Source organism: Micromonospora sp. WMMD712, assembly GCF_029581295.1.
In the GTDB taxonomy this organism is placed as follows: domain Bacteria; phylum Actinomycetota; class Actinomycetes; order Mycobacteriales; family Micromonosporaceae; genus Micromonospora; species Micromonospora carbonacea.
In genome coordinates this window covers 5,451,365-5,471,412 of sequence record NZ_CP120743.1, presented here as the reverse complement: position 1 = coordinate 5,471,412, position 20,048 = coordinate 5,451,365, and the positions used below count along the sequence as shown (strand labels likewise).

The 20,048-nt window shown below is 70.1% G+C and carries 16 protein-coding genes; 5 read left to right on the top strand and 11 right to left on the bottom strand.

Annotated elements, in window-relative coordinates; genetic code table 11:
• Window positions 1–8: 8 nt before the first annotated feature.
• The 3 genes from O7633_RS23850 to O7633_RS23840 all read left to right on the top strand — a co-directional run bounded on the left by O7633_RS23850 (window position 9) and on the right by O7633_RS23840 (window position 3,027).
• On the top strand, window positions 9–1,007 hold the full coding sequence (locus O7633_RS23850; protein WP_282323989.1) for a Gfo/Idh/MocA family oxidoreductase: 999 nt from the start codon (window positions 9–11) through the stop codon (window positions 1,005–1,007).
• 546 nt (window positions 1,008–1,553) lie between these two features.
• Window positions 1,554–2,078, top strand: a complete 525-nt coding sequence (locus O7633_RS23845; protein ID WP_282323988.1) for a LuxR C-terminal-related transcriptional regulator — start codon at window positions 1,554–1,556, stop codon at window positions 2,076–2,078.
• Between the two features lie 133 nt (window positions 2,079–2,211).
• Complete coding sequence (locus O7633_RS23840; protein ID WP_282323987.1) at window positions 2,212–3,027, top strand: glycosyl hydrolase; 816 nt, start codon at window positions 2,212–2,214, stop codon at window positions 3,025–3,027.
• On the opposite strand, the gene O7633_RS23835 is transcribed toward O7633_RS23840, so the two are convergent.
• Together O7633_RS23835 and O7633_RS23830 are read right to left on the bottom strand one after the other, a co-directional pair.
• The gene (locus tag O7633_RS23835) at window positions 3,006–3,914 is read right to left on the bottom strand and encodes an NAD-dependent epimerase/dehydratase family protein (protein ID WP_282328625.1); all 909 of its coding nucleotides are present in this window, start codon (window positions 3,912–3,914) and stop codon (window positions 3,006–3,008) included. The two genes, O7633_RS23840 and O7633_RS23835, sit on opposite strands and share 22 nt — an antisense overlap.
• 11 nt (window positions 3,915–3,925) lie before the next feature.
• Complete coding sequence (locus O7633_RS23830; protein WP_278131736.1) at window positions 3,926–4,705, bottom strand: HAD family hydrolase; 780 nt, start codon at window positions 4,703–4,705, stop codon at window positions 3,926–3,928.
• Between the two features lie 455 nt (window positions 4,706–5,160).
• Between O7633_RS23830 and O7633_RS23825 the strand changes: the two genes are divergently transcribed.
• Entirely contained in the window at window positions 5,161–8,958 is a 3,798-nt protein-coding gene (locus O7633_RS23825) for an acyltransferase domain-containing protein (protein ID WP_282323986.1), read from the top strand.
• A gap of 154 nt (window positions 8,959–9,112) precedes the next feature.
• Here the strand turns inward: O7633_RS23825 and O7633_RS23820 are convergent, their stop codons facing one another.
• The 5 genes from O7633_RS23820 to O7633_RS23800 form a co-directional block, all read right to left on the bottom strand.
• On the bottom strand, window positions 9,113–10,465 hold the full coding sequence (locus O7633_RS23820) for a phytanoyl-CoA dioxygenase family protein (protein ID WP_282323985.1): 1,353 nt from the start codon (window positions 10,463–10,465) through the stop codon (window positions 9,113–9,115).
• 54 nt (window positions 10,466–10,519) lie between these two features.
• Window positions 10,520–11,548, bottom strand: coding sequence for an NAD-dependent epimerase/dehydratase family protein (locus O7633_RS23815; protein WP_282323984.1), 1,029 nt, complete (start codon window positions 11,546–11,548; stop codon window positions 10,520–10,522).
• A gap of 54 nt (window positions 11,549–11,602) precedes the next feature.
• Window positions 11,603–12,577 carry a dTDP-glucose 4,6-dehydratase gene (gene rfbB / locus O7633_RS23810; RefSeq protein ID WP_278131728.1) on the bottom strand — a complete coding sequence of 325 codons (975 nt, stop codon included), beginning with the start codon at window positions 12,575–12,577 and terminating at the stop codon, window positions 11,603–11,605.
• Window positions 12,578–12,591: 14 nt separating this feature from the next.
• Complete coding sequence (locus tag O7633_RS23805) at window positions 12,592–13,659, bottom strand: glucose-1-phosphate thymidylyltransferase (RefSeq protein ID WP_278131726.1); 1,068 nt, start codon at window positions 13,657–13,659, stop codon at window positions 12,592–12,594.
• A 197-nt stretch (window positions 13,660–13,856) separates the two neighbouring features.
• The gene (locus O7633_RS23800; RefSeq protein WP_282323983.1) at window positions 13,857–14,786 is read right to left on the bottom strand and encodes a GDP-mannose 4,6-dehydratase; all 930 of its coding nucleotides are present in this window, start codon (window positions 14,784–14,786) and stop codon (window positions 13,857–13,859) included.
• A gap of 354 nt (window positions 14,787–15,140) precedes the next feature.
• On the opposite strand from O7633_RS23800, the gene O7633_RS23795 reads away from it, so the two are divergent.
• Window positions 15,141–15,899: a phytanoyl-CoA dioxygenase family protein gene (locus tag O7633_RS23795; protein WP_282323982.1), complete on the top strand. Its 759-nt coding sequence runs from the start codon at window positions 15,141–15,143 to the stop codon at window positions 15,897–15,899.
• Between the two features lie 24 nt (window positions 15,900–15,923).
• On the opposite strand, the gene O7633_RS23790 is transcribed toward O7633_RS23795, so the two are convergent.
• From O7633_RS23790 to O7633_RS23775, 4 genes are read right to left on the bottom strand one after another with little or no spacing between them, the layout of a single operon-like run.
• Window positions 15,924–16,976: a hypothetical protein gene (locus tag O7633_RS23790; protein WP_282323981.1), complete on the bottom strand. Its 1,053-nt coding sequence runs from the start codon at window positions 16,974–16,976 to the stop codon at window positions 15,924–15,926.
• A complete protein-coding gene (locus tag O7633_RS23785) occupies window positions 16,973–17,986 on the bottom strand; it encodes a glycosyltransferase family 2 protein (RefSeq protein ID WP_178063235.1) in 1,014 nt (337 codons plus the stop codon). Before O7633_RS23785 ends, O7633_RS23790 begins: the two co-directional genes overlap by 4 nt.
• Window positions 17,987–18,033: 47 nt before the next feature.
• Window positions 18,034–18,996 (bottom strand): transketolase C-terminal domain-containing protein, encoded by a 963-nt coding sequence (locus O7633_RS23780; protein WP_282323980.1) that lies wholly within the window; start codon window positions 18,994–18,996, stop codon window positions 18,034–18,036.
• A 4-nt stretch (window positions 18,997–19,000) separates the two neighbouring features.
• Window positions 19,001–19,936, bottom strand: a complete 936-nt coding sequence (locus tag O7633_RS23775) for a thiamine pyrophosphate-dependent dehydrogenase E1 component subunit alpha (protein WP_278131716.1) — start codon at window positions 19,934–19,936, stop codon at window positions 19,001–19,003.
• Window positions 19,937–20,048 lie beyond the last annotated feature (112 nt).

The window sequence follows — 20,048 nt, the reverse complement described above, 5'->3', positions numbered from 1 at the left end:
GAGCGGTGGTGAACGATCCGATCCGGTTCGGCGTACTGGGATGTGCCGACATCGCACGGCGGCGGACCCTGCCGGCGATCCTGCGTGAGCCGACGACCGAACTCGTCGCCGTCGCGGCCCGGGAACAGGCGAAGGCCCGTGCGTTCGCCGGTCAGTTCGGCTGCGCGGCTGCCGCCGATTACCGCTCGCTGCTGAGCCGGCCGGACGTGGACGCGGTGTATATTCCCCTGCCCGCCGGGTTGCACCACGAATGGGTCGGCCGGGCGCTTGAGGCCGGTAAGCACGTCCTGGTGGAGAAGCCGTTGACCACACGCTACGCCCACACCGTGGCGATGGTGGAGAGCGCCCGGTCCCTCGGCCTCGCCCTGATGGAGAATCTGACCTTTCTCCGGCACGGTCTGCACAGCGCGGTCCTGGATCTGCTGGAGGGCGGCGAGATCGGCGAACTGCGCGAGGTCAACGCCGCGTTCGGATTCCCTCCCCTCGGCCCGGACGACATCCGCTACCGGCCGGATCTGGGCGGTGGGGCGTTGCTCGACACAAGCATGTATCCGCTGAGCGCCGCCCGCCTCTTCCTCGGTCCCGAGCTGGAGGTCGTCGGCGCGACGCTGAAACTGGACCCCGAACGCGGCGTCGACGTGTCCGGCAGCGCCCTGCTGTCCACTCCGGACGGCCGGACCGCCCAGTTGACCTTCGGCTTCGAGCACGCGTACCGGTCGGACTATGTGCTGTGGGGCAGCGAGGGGCGGATCGTCGTCGAACGCGCCTACACGCCCCCTGCCACGCGACGGCCCGTCATCAGGCTGGAACACGAGGAGGTCAGGCGGGAACTGACCCTTCCGTCGGAGGATCAGTTCGCCAACACGCTGCGTGCCTTCGTCGGAGCCGTCGCAGTCGCGGGTCAGCGTGCCGCCGAGACGGTGGAGATCTGCGCCCGGGCTCGCCTGATCGATGAAATTCGGGTCAAAGCAGGGCAACCGCGCGTGCGGCTGCCCCACGAGGTCTGAGGCACGGCGAGACCACGGCCGCACCGGAGAGGCGCGCGCCGGCCCCCTTGCGGGCCCCGCAGAACGGGCGAAGCGTTCGGACGACTCGAAAGCCGCCTTAGCCCCCTAGAGGTCATCGATGGCGAAAACGCCCAGCTCAACGGCCGATCCAGGCCCCGGAGACTAGGTGTTCCACTAAGCCTCGGCATGAGCCGAGAGTGCCCATTCCGCGACTCAGCGTAGCGTTCGATCCATTGGTGGCCCCTACGGCCAAGCCGCTGGACCACCCCGCACGCGGCCCGGAGCAGGGCGTACCCCGGAACGCAGGCATCGATGGACCCGCATGGGTTAATTCCGATCAGAGAGCGACAACGGTCGATCATCTACACGATCAGGACGGGCAATACGTGCAACTTTCGGTTACACTACTGCCACGTTAGGTCAGTTCTGGGAGTGGCCACACGGGTGACCTACGTATCGATCGCAGGCAAAGCGGGGGTGCGACTGCTACGGGATGTTTACTGTCAGCTAGGTTTTCCGACACCTTCAGCTCAACTCCGATGGCGGGTGAACCGGCTGCGCCAGCTTGCCGCACCCGGCAACCAATCGTCTCGGAATCCGCTGGTCGCGCGACGCTTTCTGCCGAATGTCCGGACCCAGCACCGCGTTACGTCGGCCGGCCGCCGGTTCGGTGGCCTCCATCGGGTTGAGCACGCCTGCGTCCGGCTGATTCACGGCCGGTTCGGCCTGGCCCAAGCGTTGGAAGACGACACCGTGACGCAGTGCGCCGTTCCATCGACCCGTCTTGCGAATCAAGCCATGGTAGGGATTGGAGATGAAACTGTGGGTCTGAAGCTTCCCCTCTCCGAGTTGGATGCCCGCATCATCGAAAGCATCGCAGCGGGTGAGCGCACCGTGCATATCGCGAACAAGGTCTACCTGAGCCGCCAGGGCGTCGAATACCACGTCAGCAAGTTGTTGCAGCGGCTACGTGTGCCCAATCGGCCCGCACTCATCGCCAAGGTGTATTCGATGGGCATCCTTTCGGTGGGGACCTGGCCCCCGGAGGTTTGCCGGGAAAGGCTCGACTGAGCGGAACGGAAACCAGCCCGTGCAACCCCATGACCCATCGGCAGGGACGATTCGAGGTCTCATGGAAACGAAGAAAAAAGGGCCCTCCGATTATCCGATGGTAGTGGCTATATGCGCATTCAGTGTCGAGAATGTGCGTAAGCACCTACACCACAACCTGGCCCAACTGTCCGGTGACGAGTACTTCGTGCAGTTGGACCGGCCGAGCACTCCGGAGGCGGAGTCGGTCGCGGCCGAGGTGGATGCCGCCGGCGGAACGATGCGCGTTCTCGGCGCCACCGGCGGCCTGTCCGCCTCGCGGAATCTCATGTTGGCCCGGTGGCCGAATCACCACGTGATGTTCGTCGACGACGACGTCCGGCTGGACGCCAAGGCCGTCACGGCGGTCCGCGAGAGCCTGCGCGCGGGCACCCACGTCGTCGGCACTCGGCTCGCCCGCCCACCACGCCCCCTGCCCTGGTACGTGACGTCCGGTCAGTTCCACCTGCTCGGCTGGCACCGGGACGACCGCGAGATCAAGATCTGGGGTGCCTGTATGGCGGTGGACACCGCCTTCGCCCATGCCAACGGCCTCGACTTCGATCTCGCGTTGAGCCGGACGGGTGGCAACCTCCAGTCCGGCGAGGACACCACGTTCGTCAAGCTCATGAAGGAGGCGGGGGCCCGGGAGCAGCTCCTGCCGGACTGCTCCGTGACGCACGACGTGGATCCCGCCCGGCTGACCCTGCGCTACCTGCTGCGGCGGGCGTACTGGCAGGGTCGGTGCGAGTCACGGCGTGGCCAGGCGTGGGCGGGGTTCCGGAAGGAGTGGGACCGGCATCGCAGCGCGCCGGAGTCCCGCCTGCGCCTGCCGCTGGCGTGTCTCTACGGTGCCGTGACCGCGTGGGGCGTCCTTCATGATCAGCTCCTGCTGAGGTGGGGGCGTGATCATCGCTCGGCGGCGGTCTGATGCGCGAGCACGTGTTCCCAGCATCCACGTACGCCGTCCGTCAGACCGATCCTGGCCCGCCAGCCGAGGGTCTCGTGTGCCAGCGAGGAGTCCAGCCAGTTGCCACCTCTGTCGAACTGGCGACCGCCTTCCCAGATCACCTCGATCCGCTGGTCGACCACGGTCGACACCACCGCGAGCAGATCGGCCAGGGAGGTGGGCGCCCCTGAGCCGACGTTCAACACGGTCGGGATTCCCTCCGGACCGGTGGTGGCCGTACGGCGGTGCACGGCCTTGAGGATCTCGGCGACGTCGTCCACGTGCACGTAGTCGCGGACCACCTCCGGATCACCGAAGACCCGGATCGGCTGCCGCCTGGCCGCGGCGTCCAGCCAGTGCGACAGCACGCCGTAGCCGTGCGCCGGGCGCTGACCGGGCCCATAGACGTTGCTGAGCCGCAGGATCACGGGACGGACATGGTCGGCGTGACCCAACAGCTCGCGTTCCAGCCCGAGCTTGGCGCGCCCGTACGCCGACGTGGGCCTGGTCAACGCCGATTCGTCGTACGGCGGGCACGCGTCCGGCGAATACACCGTGCCGCCTGAGCTGGCCAGTACGAACACCGGGAAGGGGGCGGAGTGCCGCAGGGCCGTCAGGACGTCGACGAGCAGCCTGCGCTCGGCGACGATCAGTTCCGGATGGCGCTCGGCGAGCGCCGGGCTCAACCGTGCGGCGAGGAACAGTACGATCTCGGCGTCGCACAGGCCGGCAGCCGGGCGCCCGTCGACCACCGGCGGGTGCGCCTGGTTGAAGCGGGCGACCGGGTGCCCCGCGCGGGTCAGTTGGGCCACGAGCCGGGACCCGATGAACCCGGTGGCGCCGATGACGGCCGTCGGGCATCTCCTCACCTGGGCTGCCGTCACGACGACTCGGCGCGAGTGACCGGGCGCAGGCCCGTGGCCGAGAAACGAGCCAGGGCCGCCAGCGTGGCGACGACGGACACCCGTTCGTCGTCACCGGCCGGCGGCGCGGTCCGGACGGCGCGGAGCGACGTGTACGCCCGGATCAGGTCGGGGTGGACGCCGGACGGCGGCCGGTAGCCGGGGTCCGCGCGGACGAAGGCGACCGGGCAGCCGAGCGCCCGCGCCGGTAGGACGTCGTGGTCGTGCCGGTTGCCGACGACCAGCAGGTCGGCGGGGGCGACACCGAGGTGCTCCAGGGCGATTCCCAGCAGCGCCGGATCGGGCTTGGCGACGCCCACGAGCGAATCGAGGAAGACCCCCGCGCAGGCCGCTGTCAGTCCCCAGGCATCCAGCACCCGCGCGCACTCCGGGGGCTGGTTGGCGACGATCACCGTCGGGACCTCGCGGGCCAGCGTCACCGCCGCCCGGACCGCGCCCGGCATCTCCTGGGCGAGTTCGTGCCAGGCCCGGCGAATCTGCGCCCAGGCTCGGGCGGCGGCCGGCGAATGCAGCAGCGTCCGGCCTGCGGCTCCGTCGTCCGGGGATTGGTAGAAACGCTCGACATGCTCGATGAAAACGGACCGGGTGATCGCCGGGTCGTCAGATCGGAGCAGATCGTACGTCGCTTGCAGCCACGCCAGCTCGAACGGCTCATCGTAATAGATGACCCCACCGACATCCAGCGCGATGGCACCGTATTCGGTCATCGTCAATGACTCCCGTGCCTTCGACAACATCCGCGTGATCCTCGCACGGTCCATCGTGACCGATCGAGCCCTCGGCTGCCGATCCGACATCTCGCCGGCGGATTCTAGGTCTTTCCCTATTCGCCGATGGTCGTCGGATCGGCGGCCACGCCCGCCGCCCATGCCCGGTGCGCGTCCACACCAACCACCGCAAGCCGGGCACCCGCACGACCGGGCGGGGGTCCGGTTCCGGATCGCCTCGCGGGAGGCCCTGCCGGGGGCGCGTCAGAAAATGTCTAGGAGAAGTTCTATATCACTGTCATATAGACCGTTTGTAGAGTTCGTTGGATCGCCGTATGGGATATGGAGTCTGACGCGCGGTACGCCGCCCGGAGTCGCGGCGACCGGCCCGGTCGCGGCAGTCCTCGATCCGCCGCGGGGCGCAACCCGCCCGAGGCGATGCCCACCCGACCGTCCGTTCAGGCAATCGACAACAGGGGATATTCGTGGAACCGAAAGCAATCAAGCCGCTCGCGGGTGCCTCTCCATCGGTCGCGGTCATCGGCATCGGTTGCCGGTTCCCCGGCGACGTCAATTCCCCGGACGGCTTCTGGGACCTGCTCGCCGGCGGGCACAACACCACCGGCGAAGTGCCGGCCAGCCGATGGGAGCCGTACCGGGACCTGGGGCCCGAGTTCGAGAACGCCGTACGCCGGGCTAACCGTTCGGGCAGCTTCCTGAACGAGATCGACGGCTTCGACGCCGACTTCTTCGGCATCTCGCCACGCGAGGCCGAGCTGATGGATCCCCAGCAGCGACTGCTGCTGGAGGTGGCCTGGCAGGCCCTGGAACACGCGGGCATCGCACCGCGCGAGCTGGCCGGCACGGACACCGGTGTCTTCGCCGGTGCCTGCACCTACGACTACGGTGCCCACCAGCTCGAGAACCTCCCGTACATCGACGCCTGGACCGGGATCGGCGCCGCCGCCTGCGCGCTCTCCAACCGCGTCTCCCACGTGCTGGACCTACGGGGGCCGAGTCTCACCGTGGACACCGCGTGTTCGGCCTCGCTGGTGGCCCTGCACCTCGCCGCGCAGAGCCTGCGGCTGGGCGAGAGCACGGTGGCTCTGGTCGGCGGCGTCAATCTCATCGTCTCCCCGGGCCAGTCCATCACTCTCGGCGCCGCGGGTGCGCTGGCCCCGGACGGGCGGAGCAAGTCCTTCGACGCCACCGCCGACGGGTACGGCCGCGGCGAGGGCTGCGGCGTCGTCGTGCTGAAGCTTCTCGCCGATGCCGAGCGCGACGGAGACCGGGTGTTGGCGGTGCTGCACGGCAGCGCCGTGAACCAGGACGGTCGCACCAACGGGATCATGGCCCCGTGCGGGCAGGCCCAGGAGCACGTGATGGAACGGGCCCTGCGCAGCGGCGGGATAGCGCCCGGCTCGGTCGACTACGTCGAGGCGCACGGCACGGGCACTCCGCTCGGCGACCCGATGGAGGCCGCCGCGATCGGTGCCGTGTACGGGCACGCTCGCGCCGACGGCGAGCCCTGCCTGATCGGTTCGGTCAAGGCCAACATCGGCCATCTGGAAGGCGCTGCGGGCATCGCCGGAGTGATCAAGGCGGTGCTCGCCCTGGACCGCGCCGAGATACCGGCCACCCCGGTCGTCACCGACGTCGATCCGGCCATCGCCTGGGACGCGCTGAACGTCCGCGTGGTGACCCGTCACCGGTCCTGGCCCGATCGCGGGAGACCGCGCCGGGCCGGCGTGTCCGGCTTCGGGTACGGCGGGACGGTGGCCCACGTCGTGCTCGGGCAGGCCCCACCGCGCACGCGACGGGAGCGCAGCCCGCTGACCGGTGAGTCCCTGTTCCCGATCTCCGCGTCCTCGGCGGCGTCGTTGGCCGAGCAGGCGTCGGCGCTCGCCGGCTGGCTCTCCCGGGACGCCGACCTGGCCTCCGTGGGACACACCCTGGCGATGCGGCGTTCGCATCTCGCGTACCGGGCGGTCGCCGTGGCCGCCGACGCGGACGGTCTCGGTGCCGCGCTACACGGCCTGGCCGCGGGCGAACCGGTCGACGGCGTGGTCACGGGATCGCCGCTCGGGGACCCTCCGAAGCTGCTCTGGGTCTTTTCCGGCCACGGTTCCCAGTGGGCGGGGATGGGCCGGGAACTACTCGTCACCGAACCGGCGTTCGCAGGGGTGGTCGACTCCCTGGAGGCCGTCTTCCTGGAGGAGATCGGCTTCTCGCCGCGGCAGGCGTTGCTGGAGGGTGAGTTCGACGCGGTCGACCGGATCCAGACGATGATCTTCGTCATGCAGCTGGGACTGGCCGCGATGTGGCGGTCGCGGGGCGTGACCCCGGACGCCGTCATCGGCCACTCCGTCGGCGAGATCGCCGCCGCGGTCACCGCCGGCCTGCTGACGGTGGAGGACGGCGGCCGGTTGATCTGCCGGCGATCGGCGCTCCTGCGACGCGTCGCGGGCCAGGGCGCGATGGCCATGGTGTCGTTGCCGTTCGAGGAGGTCGCCGAGCGGTTGGCCGGTCGCAGCGACGTGGTGGCGGCCATCGCGTCGTCGCCGTCGTCGACGGTGGTCTCCGGCGACCCCTCGGCCCTGGATGCGCTGATCGCCCAGTGGGATGCCGAGCGGCTGGTGACCCGCAGGGTGGCCTCCGACGTGGCGTTCCACAGCCCGCACATGGATCCGCTGCTCGACGAGCTGACCGCCGCCGTCGACTTCACGCCGCACAGCCCGCGGATCCGGGTCTACTCCACCGCCCTGGACGACCCGCGTGCGGCGATGACGGCCGACGGGGCCTACTGGGCCGGGAACCTGCGCCAGCCCGTGCGGCTCGCCGCCGCGGTCACCGCGGCGTTCGCCGATGGCTTCCGCGCCTTCGTGGAGGTTTCGCCGCATCCGGTGGTCACCCACTCGATCCACGAGACGTTGGCCGGTTCCGACGACGAGGCGTACGTCGGCGTCACGCTGCGCCGCGATCAGTCCGAGGTACGCGGCTTCCTGACCGCACTCGCCGGGATGCACTGCATCGGGGTGCCCGTCGACTGGACGGCCCTGCACCCGTCGGGGGAACTGGTCACCCTGCCGGTCTACCGGTGGCGGCACCGCAGCCACTGGCACTATCCCGCCCCGGTCTCCCGGAGCGGGGGGCGCGGCCACGACCCTGATTCGCACACCCTGCTCGGTGCGCGGCGCAGCCTGGCGGGGAGCGCGGTGCGGGTGTGGGAGACCAGCCTGGACGACGCCAACCGGCCCTACCCGGGCAGCCACAGCCTCAACGGCGTCGAGATCGTGCCCGCCGCCGTGCTGGTGGTGACGTTCCTGGCGGCGGCCGAGCGGGACGGCGTGCCACCGGTCCTGGCCGACGTGGCGATGCGGCACCCGCTGATGACGGCGGACCTGCGGGAGATCCAGGTCATCCAGGAGGCCGACGCCGTCCGGCTCGCCTCCCGGGCCACCGGCGGGGATGCCGGCGAGGATCCGCCGTGGCTGGTCCACGCCGACGCGACCGTGGCCGACGGTGCTGCGGCGGCGCTCACGGGACGGACCCTCGTGGACCCCGAGCAGTACCGACTGGAGCCGGCCGACCCCGGGTCGATCCATCGCCGGCTCGCCGAGGTGGGCGTCCCGTCGACCGGTTTCGGTTGGTCGGTGGATCAGCTGCTCTCCGGGTACGGCGTCCTCCGGGCCCACGTCCACACCGCCGAGACGTCCACCTGGGCGTCGGTGCTGGACGCGGTGATGTCGATCGCGCCGGCGGCGTTTCCCGGCATCCCGCAGTTGCGGATGGTGGTGCAGATCGACGAGGTGGCCACGAGTGGCCCGCCGCCCGAGACCGTCCTCGTCGAGGTGCGGCTCGACGAGGACCGCCCCGACACGGTGGACGCCCTCGTGGCCACCGCGGACGGCCGGGTCCTGGCCGCGCTGCCCGGCCTGCGCTACCCGGTGATCGACGAGCCGCCCGCCCCGGCCGGCACCGAGGAGGCGAGCCCCGCGGAGCCGGCGATGTCCTTTGCCGACCTGCCGCCGGCCGAGCTGCGGGAACGGGTGCTGGAGGAGGTTCGTCTCCAGATCGCGACCGAGATGCGGCTCGCGGTGGACGACCTGCATCCGAGGCGCCCGCTCGCGGATCAGGGCCTGGACTCCGTGATGACGGTGGTGATCCGGCGTCGGCTGGAGAAACGACTCGGGCTGGGCCTACCCACCACCGTCTTCTGGCAGCAACCCACCGTGACGGCCATCGCCGACCACGTGACCGGGCTGCTCTCGTCGAAGAGCTAGCCGACGAGCCGGGGCACCGGACGGATCGGCCGGGACATCGGCCGCGGCAGAGCCGATCTGCCGCGGCCGATGTGGGCACGTGCGCGGCGCGGGCCGCACAGGTTCGCGGAGGCACCCGGTGGGGTCGCCGCAGGCGGCATCCGCGTCCGGCCGGTCAGGACGGGAGGCTCGGCAGTGAGATCGCGGGATTCGCGAACTCGATGACGATGGTTCGGCGCCACTGGTCGCTGGGGTTGGGGCCCGAGCCGTGCACGAGCCGGACATCGTGCACGATCACGTCGCCCGCCTTCGACGGGACGGGCACTCGGGGCCCGCCGTCGCGGATCTCCGGGACGTCGATGTCGTCGGGCAGCAGGTGGGAGCCCGGAACACCTTCCAGACAGCCGTTCTCCGGGCCTGCGGTGTCCAGGCAGATGCTCAGGTTGCACACGGTGTGCGGCGCGACGTTGGCCCGGTCGCGGTGCCACGGGACGCCGGCCGCCCGCTTCGGCTCCTTCAGGACCAGGGCGAAGGCGGTGGGCACGACCGGTGACCCGACGAACGCGGCGGCCAGCTCCGCCAGTTCCGGGCGGAACAGCAGCTCGCGTTCGGCCCAGTCCTGCTTCTCCAGGTTGTGGATCCGGTAGAGCACCGGAGCCTCGTTCTCGACGTCGTAGTTCCAGTAGTCGTCCGAGACGTGGCCGTGCTCGGTGAAGCGGGAGATCAGGTCGATGGCACCGGCCTTGAGCCGCGCGATCGTGTCGTCGGCGAAGACCGGACCGGCGTTGACGAAGCCGTCCTCCCGGAATCGACGGATCTGCGCACCCAGCCGGGTACGGCCGACCACGACGATGTCGCAGACCTCCGCCGACGTGCGCTCGTGCAGCACCTCGATCTCGACGAAGCCGGCATTCTCCAGGGCCGCGAACAGCGAGGCCCGGTCCAACCAGCGCACGTCCACGCTCAGCCCGCGGGCCTGGGGCTCCGGGTGCTCCTCACGGACGTGCTTGACGGAATACCCGTCCAGCGTCTCCAGCCCGTCGGAACTGCCCCAGTAGTGGGTCGACAGGTAGATCCCGTTGGAAACCCGGGCGGCGTCCTTGAGCAGCGCCCAGGGCTCCCGGACGTGATACAGCAGGCCGGCGCAGAGGACGGCGTCGAACCGCCCCAGGGTGGCGAAGTCGAGCGTCTCCACGTCGGCGATCCGCAGTTCCACATTGGTGGCGCCGTGCACCTCCATCACGAACTCGGCGCGGCGCAGATTCTCCTCGCGGCCCTCGAGCCCGAGAATGCTGGTGCCGGGCTGTCGGGCCAGTGCGAGGGTGTCCGCACCCTCGAGCGCACCGAGCTCCAGGATCCGGGTCGCACCGGGAAACGCCTCGTAGAACGCCCGGGCCCGATCGGCTGGATCCTGGCTGAGGAGATATCCGTGGTCGGAGCCCTCCACATAACGAATTCCCTCGAACTCGAATCCGTTCACCCACGGCTCGAGTTCCTTCGCGCGACGCTGAATCTCCCTACGGTCCATGGATTCCAAGCCTAGTGTTCGGGTGCGCGCGGGAAACTGGTGTTTTCACCACTGTCAGCGAGGCGCCGATCCCAGGCGCTTTTCGACAAGCCGCGCCCACTCCGGAACCTGATGGCCGCCGATCTCGATGTCGAACGACGATCGCAGTTCCGTCGGTCCCACACCGGCCGCCCACGTGGCGGTCCGGGCCAGTCCGTCCGCCAGCCGGGTGTCCGCCCAGTCGCCGAAGACCTTCCGGGCGCTGTCGGTCGCGGTGTACGCCACCCGGACCTCGTCGCGCGCGGGCAGGTGCACGATCGGATGATCCGGAACGCCGGCCGCCACCCGGACCGCCTCCGCGAGCTCCAGCACGGTGTTGGTGCTGGCCGCGCCCACGTTGAAGCTCCGGCCCCAGGCCTCCTCGACGTCGGGCGCCTGGCACACCACGTCCACGACGTCGCCCACGTACGTGAACGCCCGCACCTGACCGCCGTCGCCGTAGACCGTGATCGGCTCGCCACGCAGGATCTGGTTGAAGAAGATCGCGACCGCGTTCCGGTACGGGTCGCGCATGTTCTGCCACTCGCCGTAGACGTTGTGCATGCGGAAGGCGGTGAACGGAAGGCCCTGCGTCCGCGCCGTCACCTCGAGTTCGCGCTCGATGACGAGCTTGGCGTTGCCGTAGCTGTCCGCCGGCACCGGGATGGAGGTTTCCCGCATCGGCGTTTCACCGTGACCGTAGACGGCGACCGAGGAGGCGAAGCAGAAGAACGACACCCCGGTCTGCAACGACGCGTTGATGAGGTTGATGCTGCCCATCACGTTGGTGCCGTAGTTGAGCTTCTTGACCGAGTGGCTGATCGCTTCGGCTGCGAAGGCCGCGAAGTGGAAGACCCGGTCGAAGCGGTGCTCGGCGAAGGCCTGTTCCACCAGGTCGGCGTCGGTCACCGAGCCGACGATCAGATCGGCGCCCGCGGGCACGCGGGAGGCGCTGCCGCCGCTGAGATCGTCGAGCACGGTGACCCGGTGCCCGTCACTGGTCAACCGTCCCGCCAGGTGCGAACCGATGAAACCGGCGCCACCCGTGACCAGGCAGTGAGCCATACCGGGCTCCTTCGAAGGTTGGCTGAGAACATGGACAATCGCGGTGCCGCACCGTCAGTCGTGCGGGACGGCGTCGAGTTGCTTCCGCAGCGGCTCCCACCAGTGCCGGTTCGCGCGGTACCACGCGACCGTCTCGGCCAGGCCGTCGGCGAAGGGGACGCGCGGGGCGTAGCCCAGGGCCCGGAGCTTCGCGTCGGAAAGCGAGTAGCGGCGGTCGTGGCCCTTACGGTCGGGCACCCGCTCGACGGCGTCCCAGCTTCCGCCGACCGCGTCCAGCAGGTGCTGGGTGAGTTCCAGGTTGGTCAGCTCGGCCGTCCCGGCGATGTGGTAGACCTCGCCGGGCGCACCGCGTTCGACCACCGTCTGGATGCCACGGCAGTGGTCGGCCACGTGGATCCAGTCGCGGACGTTGCGCCCGTCGCCGTAGAGCGGGACCGACCGACCGTCCATCAGACGGGTGAGGAAGAGGGGGATCACCTTCTCCGGGAACTGGTACGGACCGTAGTTGTTGCCGCACCTGGTGATGCGGACCGGCAGTCCGTACGTCCGCGCGTACGCCAGGGCGATCAGGTCACCGCCCGCCTTGGCCGCGGCGTACGGCGAGTTCGGCGCCAGCGGCGCGTCCTCGCTCCACGATCCGGCCTCGATGCTGCCGTACACCTCGTCGGTGGAGACCTGGACGATGGTCGGCACTCCGGCGGTCAGGCACGCCTGCATGAGCGACTGGACGCCCTGGACGTTGGTCCGCAGGAACTCGGCCGAGTCGGCGATCGACCGGTCGACGTGGGTCTCGGCCGCGAAGTTCAGCACCACGTCGTGCCCGGGCAGAACCTCGGCGAGCAGTCGACCGTCGCAGATGTCACCGCGGACGAAGGTGACGGCGTCCCGCACCCCGGCGAGATTCGCGAGGTTTCCCGCATAGGTGAGGCTGTCGAGCACCGTGACCTCGCAGCCCTGCCACCCGGCGTACGCCCCGGCGACGAGCTCCCGCACGTAGTGCGAGCCGATGAAGCCGGCGCCACCGGCCACGAAGACCCTCGGCACTACACGCCTACCCGTACTTCACTGTGGTCGCCGAGGACGAAGCGGTACGTCTTCGGCGCGCGCGGGCCCGGGGTCAGGCGCGCCTCACGGCCGATCATCGACCACTCGATCCGGCCGATGCCGTCGATGAAGGCGCCGCGGAGCACGATGGACTGCTCGATCTCGCTGTCGATGACGGTGCAGTCGCAGTCGATCGACGTGAACGGGCCGAGCTGCGAGTTGCGGATGATCGAGCCGGCCCCGACCACGACGGGCCCGACGATCCGCGACCCGGTGATGACCGCCCCGGGCCCGATCACGACCCGACCGGTGATCTCGGTGTCCGCACTGACCTCGCCACTCACCTCGGAGTCGAGGCTTTCCAGGATGAACCGGTTCATCTCCAGCATGTCCGCGAGGCTGCCGGTGTCCTTCCAGAATCCGGTGATGATGGTGGATTCGATACGCCTGTCGTGGTCGATCAGCCATTGGATGGCGTCGGTGATCTCCAGTTCGTTGCGCCACGAGGGCTTCAGTTCGGCTATCGCCTCGTGCACGACAGGGCTGAAGACGTACACGCCCACCAGAGCGAGGTCGCTCTTGGGATACCGGGGCTTCTCCTCGACATCGACGACCCGGCCGTCCGGGCCCATCGTCGCGATGCCGAAGGCGTGCGGATCCTTGACCTTGGTCAGCATCAGCTGGGCGTGCGGGCGTTCCCGGCGGAACCGCTCGACCGCGTCGTTGATGCCACCGAGGACGAAGTTGTCGCCCAGGTACATCACGAAGTCGTCGTCGCCGAGGAAGTCCCGGGCGATCAGGACCGCATGCCCCAGACCGCGCGGGGCGTCCTGCGGCAGGTAGGTCACCTTCAAGCCGAACTGCGAGCCGTCACCGACTGCCCGCTCGATCTCCGGCGCGGTGCTGCCGACGATGATGCCGACTTCCCGGATCCCGGCGTCGCGAATTGCTTCCAGGCCGTAGAAGAGGACCGGTTTGTTCGCGACCGGAATGAGCTGCTTCGCTGACGTGTGGGTGATCGGGCGCATTCGCGAGCCGATTCCACCCGCCAATACCAGCGCTTTCACGAGTCGATCCTGGATGTTCGGACCGCGACAGGAACGTGGTTCACGATGGACTCCGGCAGTGGAGGCGACTGGTTCTTCGACCGTACCGAAGTCTGTCCCGTGATTTCCCTACTAAAGGGTCCGTTATCGATCGACGGCGACGCAGGGAGTCGGACCAGCCGACCAGGCCCGACAAGCAGCGCGCACGGACCGGTCGGCTATCCGTCCTGGCCCGTCCCGACCAGGTCGGCGCCCGCCGCCCGCAGCAGGGCCCGCACCATGCCGGTGAAGTCGACGCTCGGGCGCCAGCCGGTCGCGGCCCGCAACCGGCTCGCGTCCCCGACCAGCGGCACGCTCGGCCGGGTGAGCACCGCGGCGTTCTCCTCGACGTGGTCGCGCCAGTCCAGCCCGGCCGCGGCGAAGGCGGTCTCCGCGAACTCGCGGACGGTGCGCCGCACCCCCGAGGCGACCACGTAGTCGTCCGCTGTCGCCAGGCCGAGGATCCGCCTCATCGCATCCACGTAGTCCGGCGCGTAGCCCCAGTCCGCCTCGGCCGCCAGGCCGCCGAGCACCAGCCGGTACGCCTCGCCGCGCTGGATGCGGACCACGGCGTCCACGATCTTGCGGGACACGAAGCCGGGGCGGCGGAGCGGGGACTCGTGGCTGTAGAGGATGCCGACCGAGGCGAACACCCCCCGTGACCGGTAGGAACGACAATGCAGCAGACCGGCCGCCTTGCTGATGCCGTAGACGGAGGTCGGTCGAAGCGGCGTGGTCTCGTCCTGTACCGGCGTGTCCGGCCTGCCGAAGACGTGTGAGGAGGCGGCGTAGAACACCCTGGTCGCCGGGCTGTGCCGCTCGACGGCCTCCAGGAAGTGCACCACGGCCAACGTGTTGACGGCGTACGACCGGTGGGCCAGCTCCACCGGATCGGCGACCGGGTCCTGCGCGGAGTTCTGCACCGCTGCCAGCAGGTAGATCTCGTCCGGTCGCAGCTCGGCCACCAGTTCGGCCACGTCGTCGGGCCGGACGATGTCGACCGGGCCGTGCCGGCCCACCGGCACCACCCGGTAGTCGTGGGCCCGCAACAGCCGGCTCAACAACACCCCGTCCTGGCCCTCGGCACCCACCACGATCGCCGTCGGCACGGTCAGCCCTGGCGCTCGGCCGGCAGCGGGAACACCACTCGAACGCCGGTGACAGCACGTCGACCGCGTGACGTCACGTGCCGGAGCGCGCCGCCGCCGGGGGCCGTCCGCGCGGTGGGCCGCGCCCACGCGGGAAGGGCGCGCGAGGTGCCGCCGCCCGGGAGGACGGCGTGGTGTCGGGTCATGAATGGCTGCTTCCGCTCGAAAAGGGACACGGCGAGTCTGACACAACGGGTGGCGACATTCGACTTGTCCGCAGACTCTAGGCCGTTCCCTAATCCTGACCTGGGGTGATGACTGTCGGGTGCCGCACCCATATCGTGACTGTCGAGGTCATCCCTTGAAGGAGACGGCATGGACGCGATGGAAGTGGTGGGCACCATAGACCACCGTGACCGGGAGGAGTTCCGCAGTCGTGGGTTCGCGATACTCCCGCAGGTCGCGAGCGAGTCGGAGGTGGCGTGGCTGCGCCAGGCCTACGACCGGCTTTTCGTCCGACGCGCGACCCCGGGCGCGGAGGACTTCTACGATATCGCCGGCCAACGCGACCGCGAAGGGCCGCCACTGCTGCCGCAGATCATCAAGCCGGAGAAATACGTACCGGAGTTGCTGGACAGCCCGCACTTCGCGCGGTGCCGGTCAATTGCCGCAGCCTTTCTCGATATGGCCGAGGAAGAGCTCGAGTTCTACGGGCACGCCATCCTGAAGCCGCCGCGATACGGCGCTCCGACGCCGTGGCACCAGGACGAGGCCTACATGGATCCCCGGTGGAGGCGGCGCGGGTTGAGCATCTGGACGACCCTGGACGAGGCCACCGTCGAGAGCGGCTGCCTGCACTACCTGCCGGGGGGCCACCGCGGTCCGGTGCTCCCGCACCACCACATCGACAACGACGACCGCATCCGTGGCCTGATGACCGACGACGTCGACCCGGCCAGCGCGGTCGCCTGCCCGCTGGCGCCCGGGGGCGCGGTGGTGCACGACTTCCGAACCCCGCACTACGCCGGCCCGAACCTGACCGACCAGCCTCGGCGTGCGTACGTGCTGGTGTTCATGAGCGCGCCGGCCGAGGTCGCCGACCCCGAGCCCCGCCCGTGGATGGACTGGGGATAGCCGGCCGACCACGCCCCAAACCCCCTACCCGAAGAAGGCCAGCAGGTTCCGCAGGACGCGGGGGTAGCCGTACACCTCCCGCACCCGGTCCTGGATCCGACCGACGATCCGGGCATGCCGCTCGAAGTCCGTGGTGAGGCGGGCGAGCGTCGTGGCCGGATCGTCGCCGAGCAGCAGGGGCGCGCACTCGTCGCCGTAGACCTCGGCGAGGAACTCCGCGTCGGCGGAGAGAGCCGGCAGGGCGCCCGACGCCAGGGTCTCGAACATGCGCGGCGTCAGCAGGCCCGTGCCCGCCACCAGGGGACGGACCAGCACTGGTGAGATCAGCGACCGGCCCATCTCCGGGATCACCTGCCCGAAGGCCACCGGCGGGCAGAGCTCGACGCCGCGTTCCGCCAGCCAGCCCGGGACGCTCGTGGTCGCGTCCTCGAACCCGGGAGAGGTGGCGCCGTCCCAGAATCGGCCGCAGACCCGCATGCGCGGCACGGGACGCAGCGTCACTGCCGCCTCCACCAGGGCCGTCAGCGGCTCCCAACGCCACCAGTTGCTGCCGATGTACTGCAGGTCGTAGTCCCGCTGCCGGCCGAGGGTCAACGGGTGGCACACGGTCTCGGGCATGCCGATGCACGAGAAGAACTCCGCTCCCGGGGCCATCTTCCCGGTGAGCTTCGGCTGTAGCATCACGTCGCTCAGCTCGCTGTAGAGCGAGCGCCAGCTCTCGGCGGTGTACTTGCCCGCCGTGCCGTCCACGCCCAGCTCCGGATGCTCGTCGGCCCAGTGCAGGTCGAAGTCCACGACCAGGCGGCGCGACCGGGGGAACGTGCGGGTCGCCAGTTCGATCTGCTCGGGAGTCAGGAACTGCCGGGCCTCGAACATCACCACCAGGTGGGTGCCCCAGCCGAGGTCCGGCTCGACGGGCAGGAGCCCGGGCACCTGGTCGTCCATCCGCGACAGCGGGCCGCTGACCCGGACTTCGCAGCCCGCCGCGCCGGCGGCCCGGACGTAGCCCTCCACGGTGTGACTGAACCCGGCCTGCCAGTGGAAGTTGCCGGAGATGAGGATGCGGGGCCCGGTCACGACGCCACCTCACGCCGTGCCGGCGTACGGCCCGCGCGCAACGCCCGGTGACTGCGTCGACGTTCCGCTATGGTCGGCGCGTGGCCCGCCAGCCAGCGCACCGCCGCCAGGGTTTCCCGGGCCCCGGTCATCGGGTCCACCCTGCCGACCACGGTCCGGCCGACCAGGTCCGCCACCAGCCACCGGGCGGCCAGCCGGGTCGCCTTGGTCGGGTGCCAGTCCACGTCCGTGAGCAGGTAGTAGTAGCGGTTGCGCCGCATGTGCACCCGGGTGTACGCGCTGCGCGTGGCCGCACCGCCGCCGCCGTGGTGTTGCAGGCCCTCGTCGAGCAGGAGGGCCACCCGCCAGCCCGCCCATCTGGCCCGCCGGCACAGGTCCACCTCCTCGTAGTACGTGTGGAACACCTCGTCGAACACGCCCACCTCGCGCAGCATCGCCACCCGCGCGAACAGCGCCGCGCCCTGGACGTACGCGTGCTCCAAGGTCCTCGGCGCGCGGCCTTGCGGACTGCCGGCCGGGGACGGATGAGCCATCCCGTCGCCCGCGAACGCGTGCTGCTCGCCCAGCCAGAGCGCCGTGTTGGTCCAGTCGTTGAACTCGACGAGCTCGGTCGACTCGGCGTCGTAGCGGTATTGCAGCGGGCCGACGATGCCGTACTCCGGCCAGCGCTCGGCGAACTCGACCATCGCCCGGACGAGCCGTGGCGGGGTCCAGGTGTCCGGGTTGACCAGGAACACGTAGTCGGCGCCGGCGGCGAGCGCGGCCCGGATGCCGACGTTGTTGGCGCCGGCGAACCCGAGGTTGGTGGGATTTCGGGTGATCTTCACGCTCGGGAACTCCCGCGCGACCAGCTCCGCGCTGCCGTCGGTGGAGGCGTTGTCGATCAGGTGCACGTCAAGATCGAATCCTTCGGTGTCACTGTCGACAAGCGCCCCCAGGCAGCGACGCAGCCACTTGCTCTCGTTGGTGGTCACCGTGACGGTCGCCACCCGCGGGCGTCCCGATGTCATGTGCCGACCTCTCTCCTTCAACACCGCGTCCGATACCCTTACAGCAGCTACCGACGCAGCACGGCCCGGATGGCCTTGGTGAGTTCGAGGGCGTCGGGCAGCAGCGCGTGGTCCAGGTTCAGGGCGTACGGGATCACTGCGCCGTCGGGCCGGGACACCCGCTTCGGCGGTACCGCCAGGCCGAACTCCTCCGCCGCGGTCGCCGCGATCTCGGCGCCGAAACCACACATCCGGTTCGAGTCGTCGATCACCACCAACCGACCGGTCCGGCTGATCGACTTGCCCAGGGTCTCCCAGTCGACCGGGTAGACCGTGCGCGGGTCGATGACCTCGACCGACGCCTCGCCGGCCAGGTCGGCGGCCACCTGGAGGGCGACCGGGACCAGATGGCCCACGGCGACCACCGTGACATCCGTGCCCTCCCGGTGCGTACGGGCACTGCCCAGCGGCACGGCGTCGAGGTCACCGTCGATCTCCTCGGACGTGCCCATCAGCAGGGTCGGCGCGAACACGGCGACCGGATCCGGCTCCCGGATCGCCGACAGCAGCAGGCCGTACGCGTCGCTGGGCGTCGCCGGCACCGCGGTCTTGACCCCCACGTGCGCGAGCAGGCTGTACGGGTGGTCGGAGTGCTGCCCGGCCATGCCCGACCGGGACCCGGAGCCGGGCACCAGATAGGTGACCGGGACGCTGGCCTGGCCGCCGGTCATCAGCGAGAACTTGTGCGCCTGGTTGGCGATCTGCTCGAACACCAGGTACAGCAGGGACGGGATCTGGAACTCGACGACGGGACGCTGGCCGGCGATGGCGGCCCCGGTGGCCAGGCTGGTGAACGCCTGCTCGGACAGCGGCGTGTCCACCACCCGGCCCTCGTGCGCCTCGGCCAGCCCCTTGGTGATGCCGGTGAGGCCCAGGCAGACGTCCTCGCCGAAGATGCACACCCGTTCGTCACGGGCCATCTCGTCGCGCAGGGCCTGGTTCAGCGCTGCGATGTAGGACAGAGTCGGCATCGGATCACGCTCCCGGCCGCGTCGGCGCCGTGCCGGCGTACAGGTAGTCCAGAGCGTCGCGCGGGTCGGACCCGGGACTCGATCCGGCGAACGCGACGGCTTCGGCGATCAGCGCGGCGATCTCCGCGTCGACCTCGTCGGCGACCGCCGGCGCGAGCCGCGCCCGCTGGCGCGCCAGCGGGTCACGTTCCGTCCAGCTGGCCACCTCGGCCTCGTCGCGGTAGTTGATGCCCATCAGGTGTTCCACCGTGTGGTGACCACGGAACCGGTAGGTGGCGCACTCGAGGAAGTGCGGTCCCCCACCGGCCCGGCAGGCGGCCACCGCCCGCCCCGCGGCCTCGGTGACCGCCTCCACGTCCATCCCGTCCACCGCTTCGGCGGTCAGGCCGAACCCGGCCGCCCGGCGCACCGGGTCGCCCGCCAGGCCCCGGTCGACCGGCAGGCTGATGGCGTACCCGTTGTTCTCGCAGACGAACAGCACCGGCAGCGACCACAGCGCCGCCAGGTTGAAGGCCTCGAGCACCACGCCCTGGCTGAGTGCGCCATCGCCGAAGTACGCCACGGCCACCTGCTGGTCACGGCCCTGACGCCGGGCTGCCCAGGCCGCGCCCACCGCGATGGGTGCGCCCGCGCCCACGATCCCGTTCGCGCCGTAGACGCCCAGCCCCACGTCGGCGGCGTGCATCGACCCGCCACGCCCCCGGTTGAGGCCCGTGCTCGCGCCGTACAGCTCGGCCAGGGTCCGCTTCGGATCGGCGCCCTTCGCGAGCACGTGGCCGTGCCCACGGTGGGTGCTGGTGATGACGTCGTCCTCTCGCAGGTGGGCGCTCACGCCCACCGCGACGGCCTCCTGACCGATGTAGGGGTGGATACCACCGACGATCGTCCCGGCGACGGCCATTTCGAGGCAGTGCTCCTCGAACTCCCGGATGAGACGCATCTGTCGGTAGAGGTATCGAGATCGATCCGGCTCGGTCGTCACATGAACTCCCCTTTCGCCAGAGCGGACGGGATTCGGCACCGACTGTAGGGCGGGACGGTCCAAGAAATCC

What these genes read in the sequence shown, in the direction of transcription:
- O7633_RS23830 (WP_278131736.1), bottom strand. Translation starts at nt 4,705, where the DNA reads ATGTTGTCGAAGGCACGGGAGTCATTGACGATGACCGAATACGGTGCC.
- O7633_RS23820 (WP_282323985.1), bottom strand. Translation starts at nt 10,465, where the DNA reads ATGGACCGTAGGGAGATTCAGCGTCGCGCGAAGGAACTCGAGCCGTGG.
- O7633_RS23815 (WP_282323984.1), bottom strand. Translation starts at nt 11,548, where the DNA reads ATGGCTCACTGCCTGGTCACGGGTGGCGCCGGTTTCATCGGTTCGCAC.
- O7633_RS23795 (WP_282323982.1), top strand. Translation starts at nt 15,141, where the DNA reads ATGGACGCGATGGAAGTGGTGGGCACCATAGACCACCGTGACCGGGAG.
- O7633_RS23785 (WP_178063235.1), bottom strand. Translation starts at nt 17,986, where the DNA reads ATGACATCGGGACGCCCGCGGGTGGCGACCGTCACGGTGACCACCAAC.
- O7633_RS23780 (WP_282323980.1), bottom strand. Translation starts at nt 18,996, where the DNA reads ATGCCGACTCTGTCCTACATCGCAGCGCTGAACCAGGCCCTGCGCGAC.
- O7633_RS23775 (WP_278131716.1), bottom strand. Translation starts at nt 19,936, where the DNA reads ATGCGTCTCATCCGGGAGTTCGAGGAGCACTGCCTCGAAATGGCCGTC.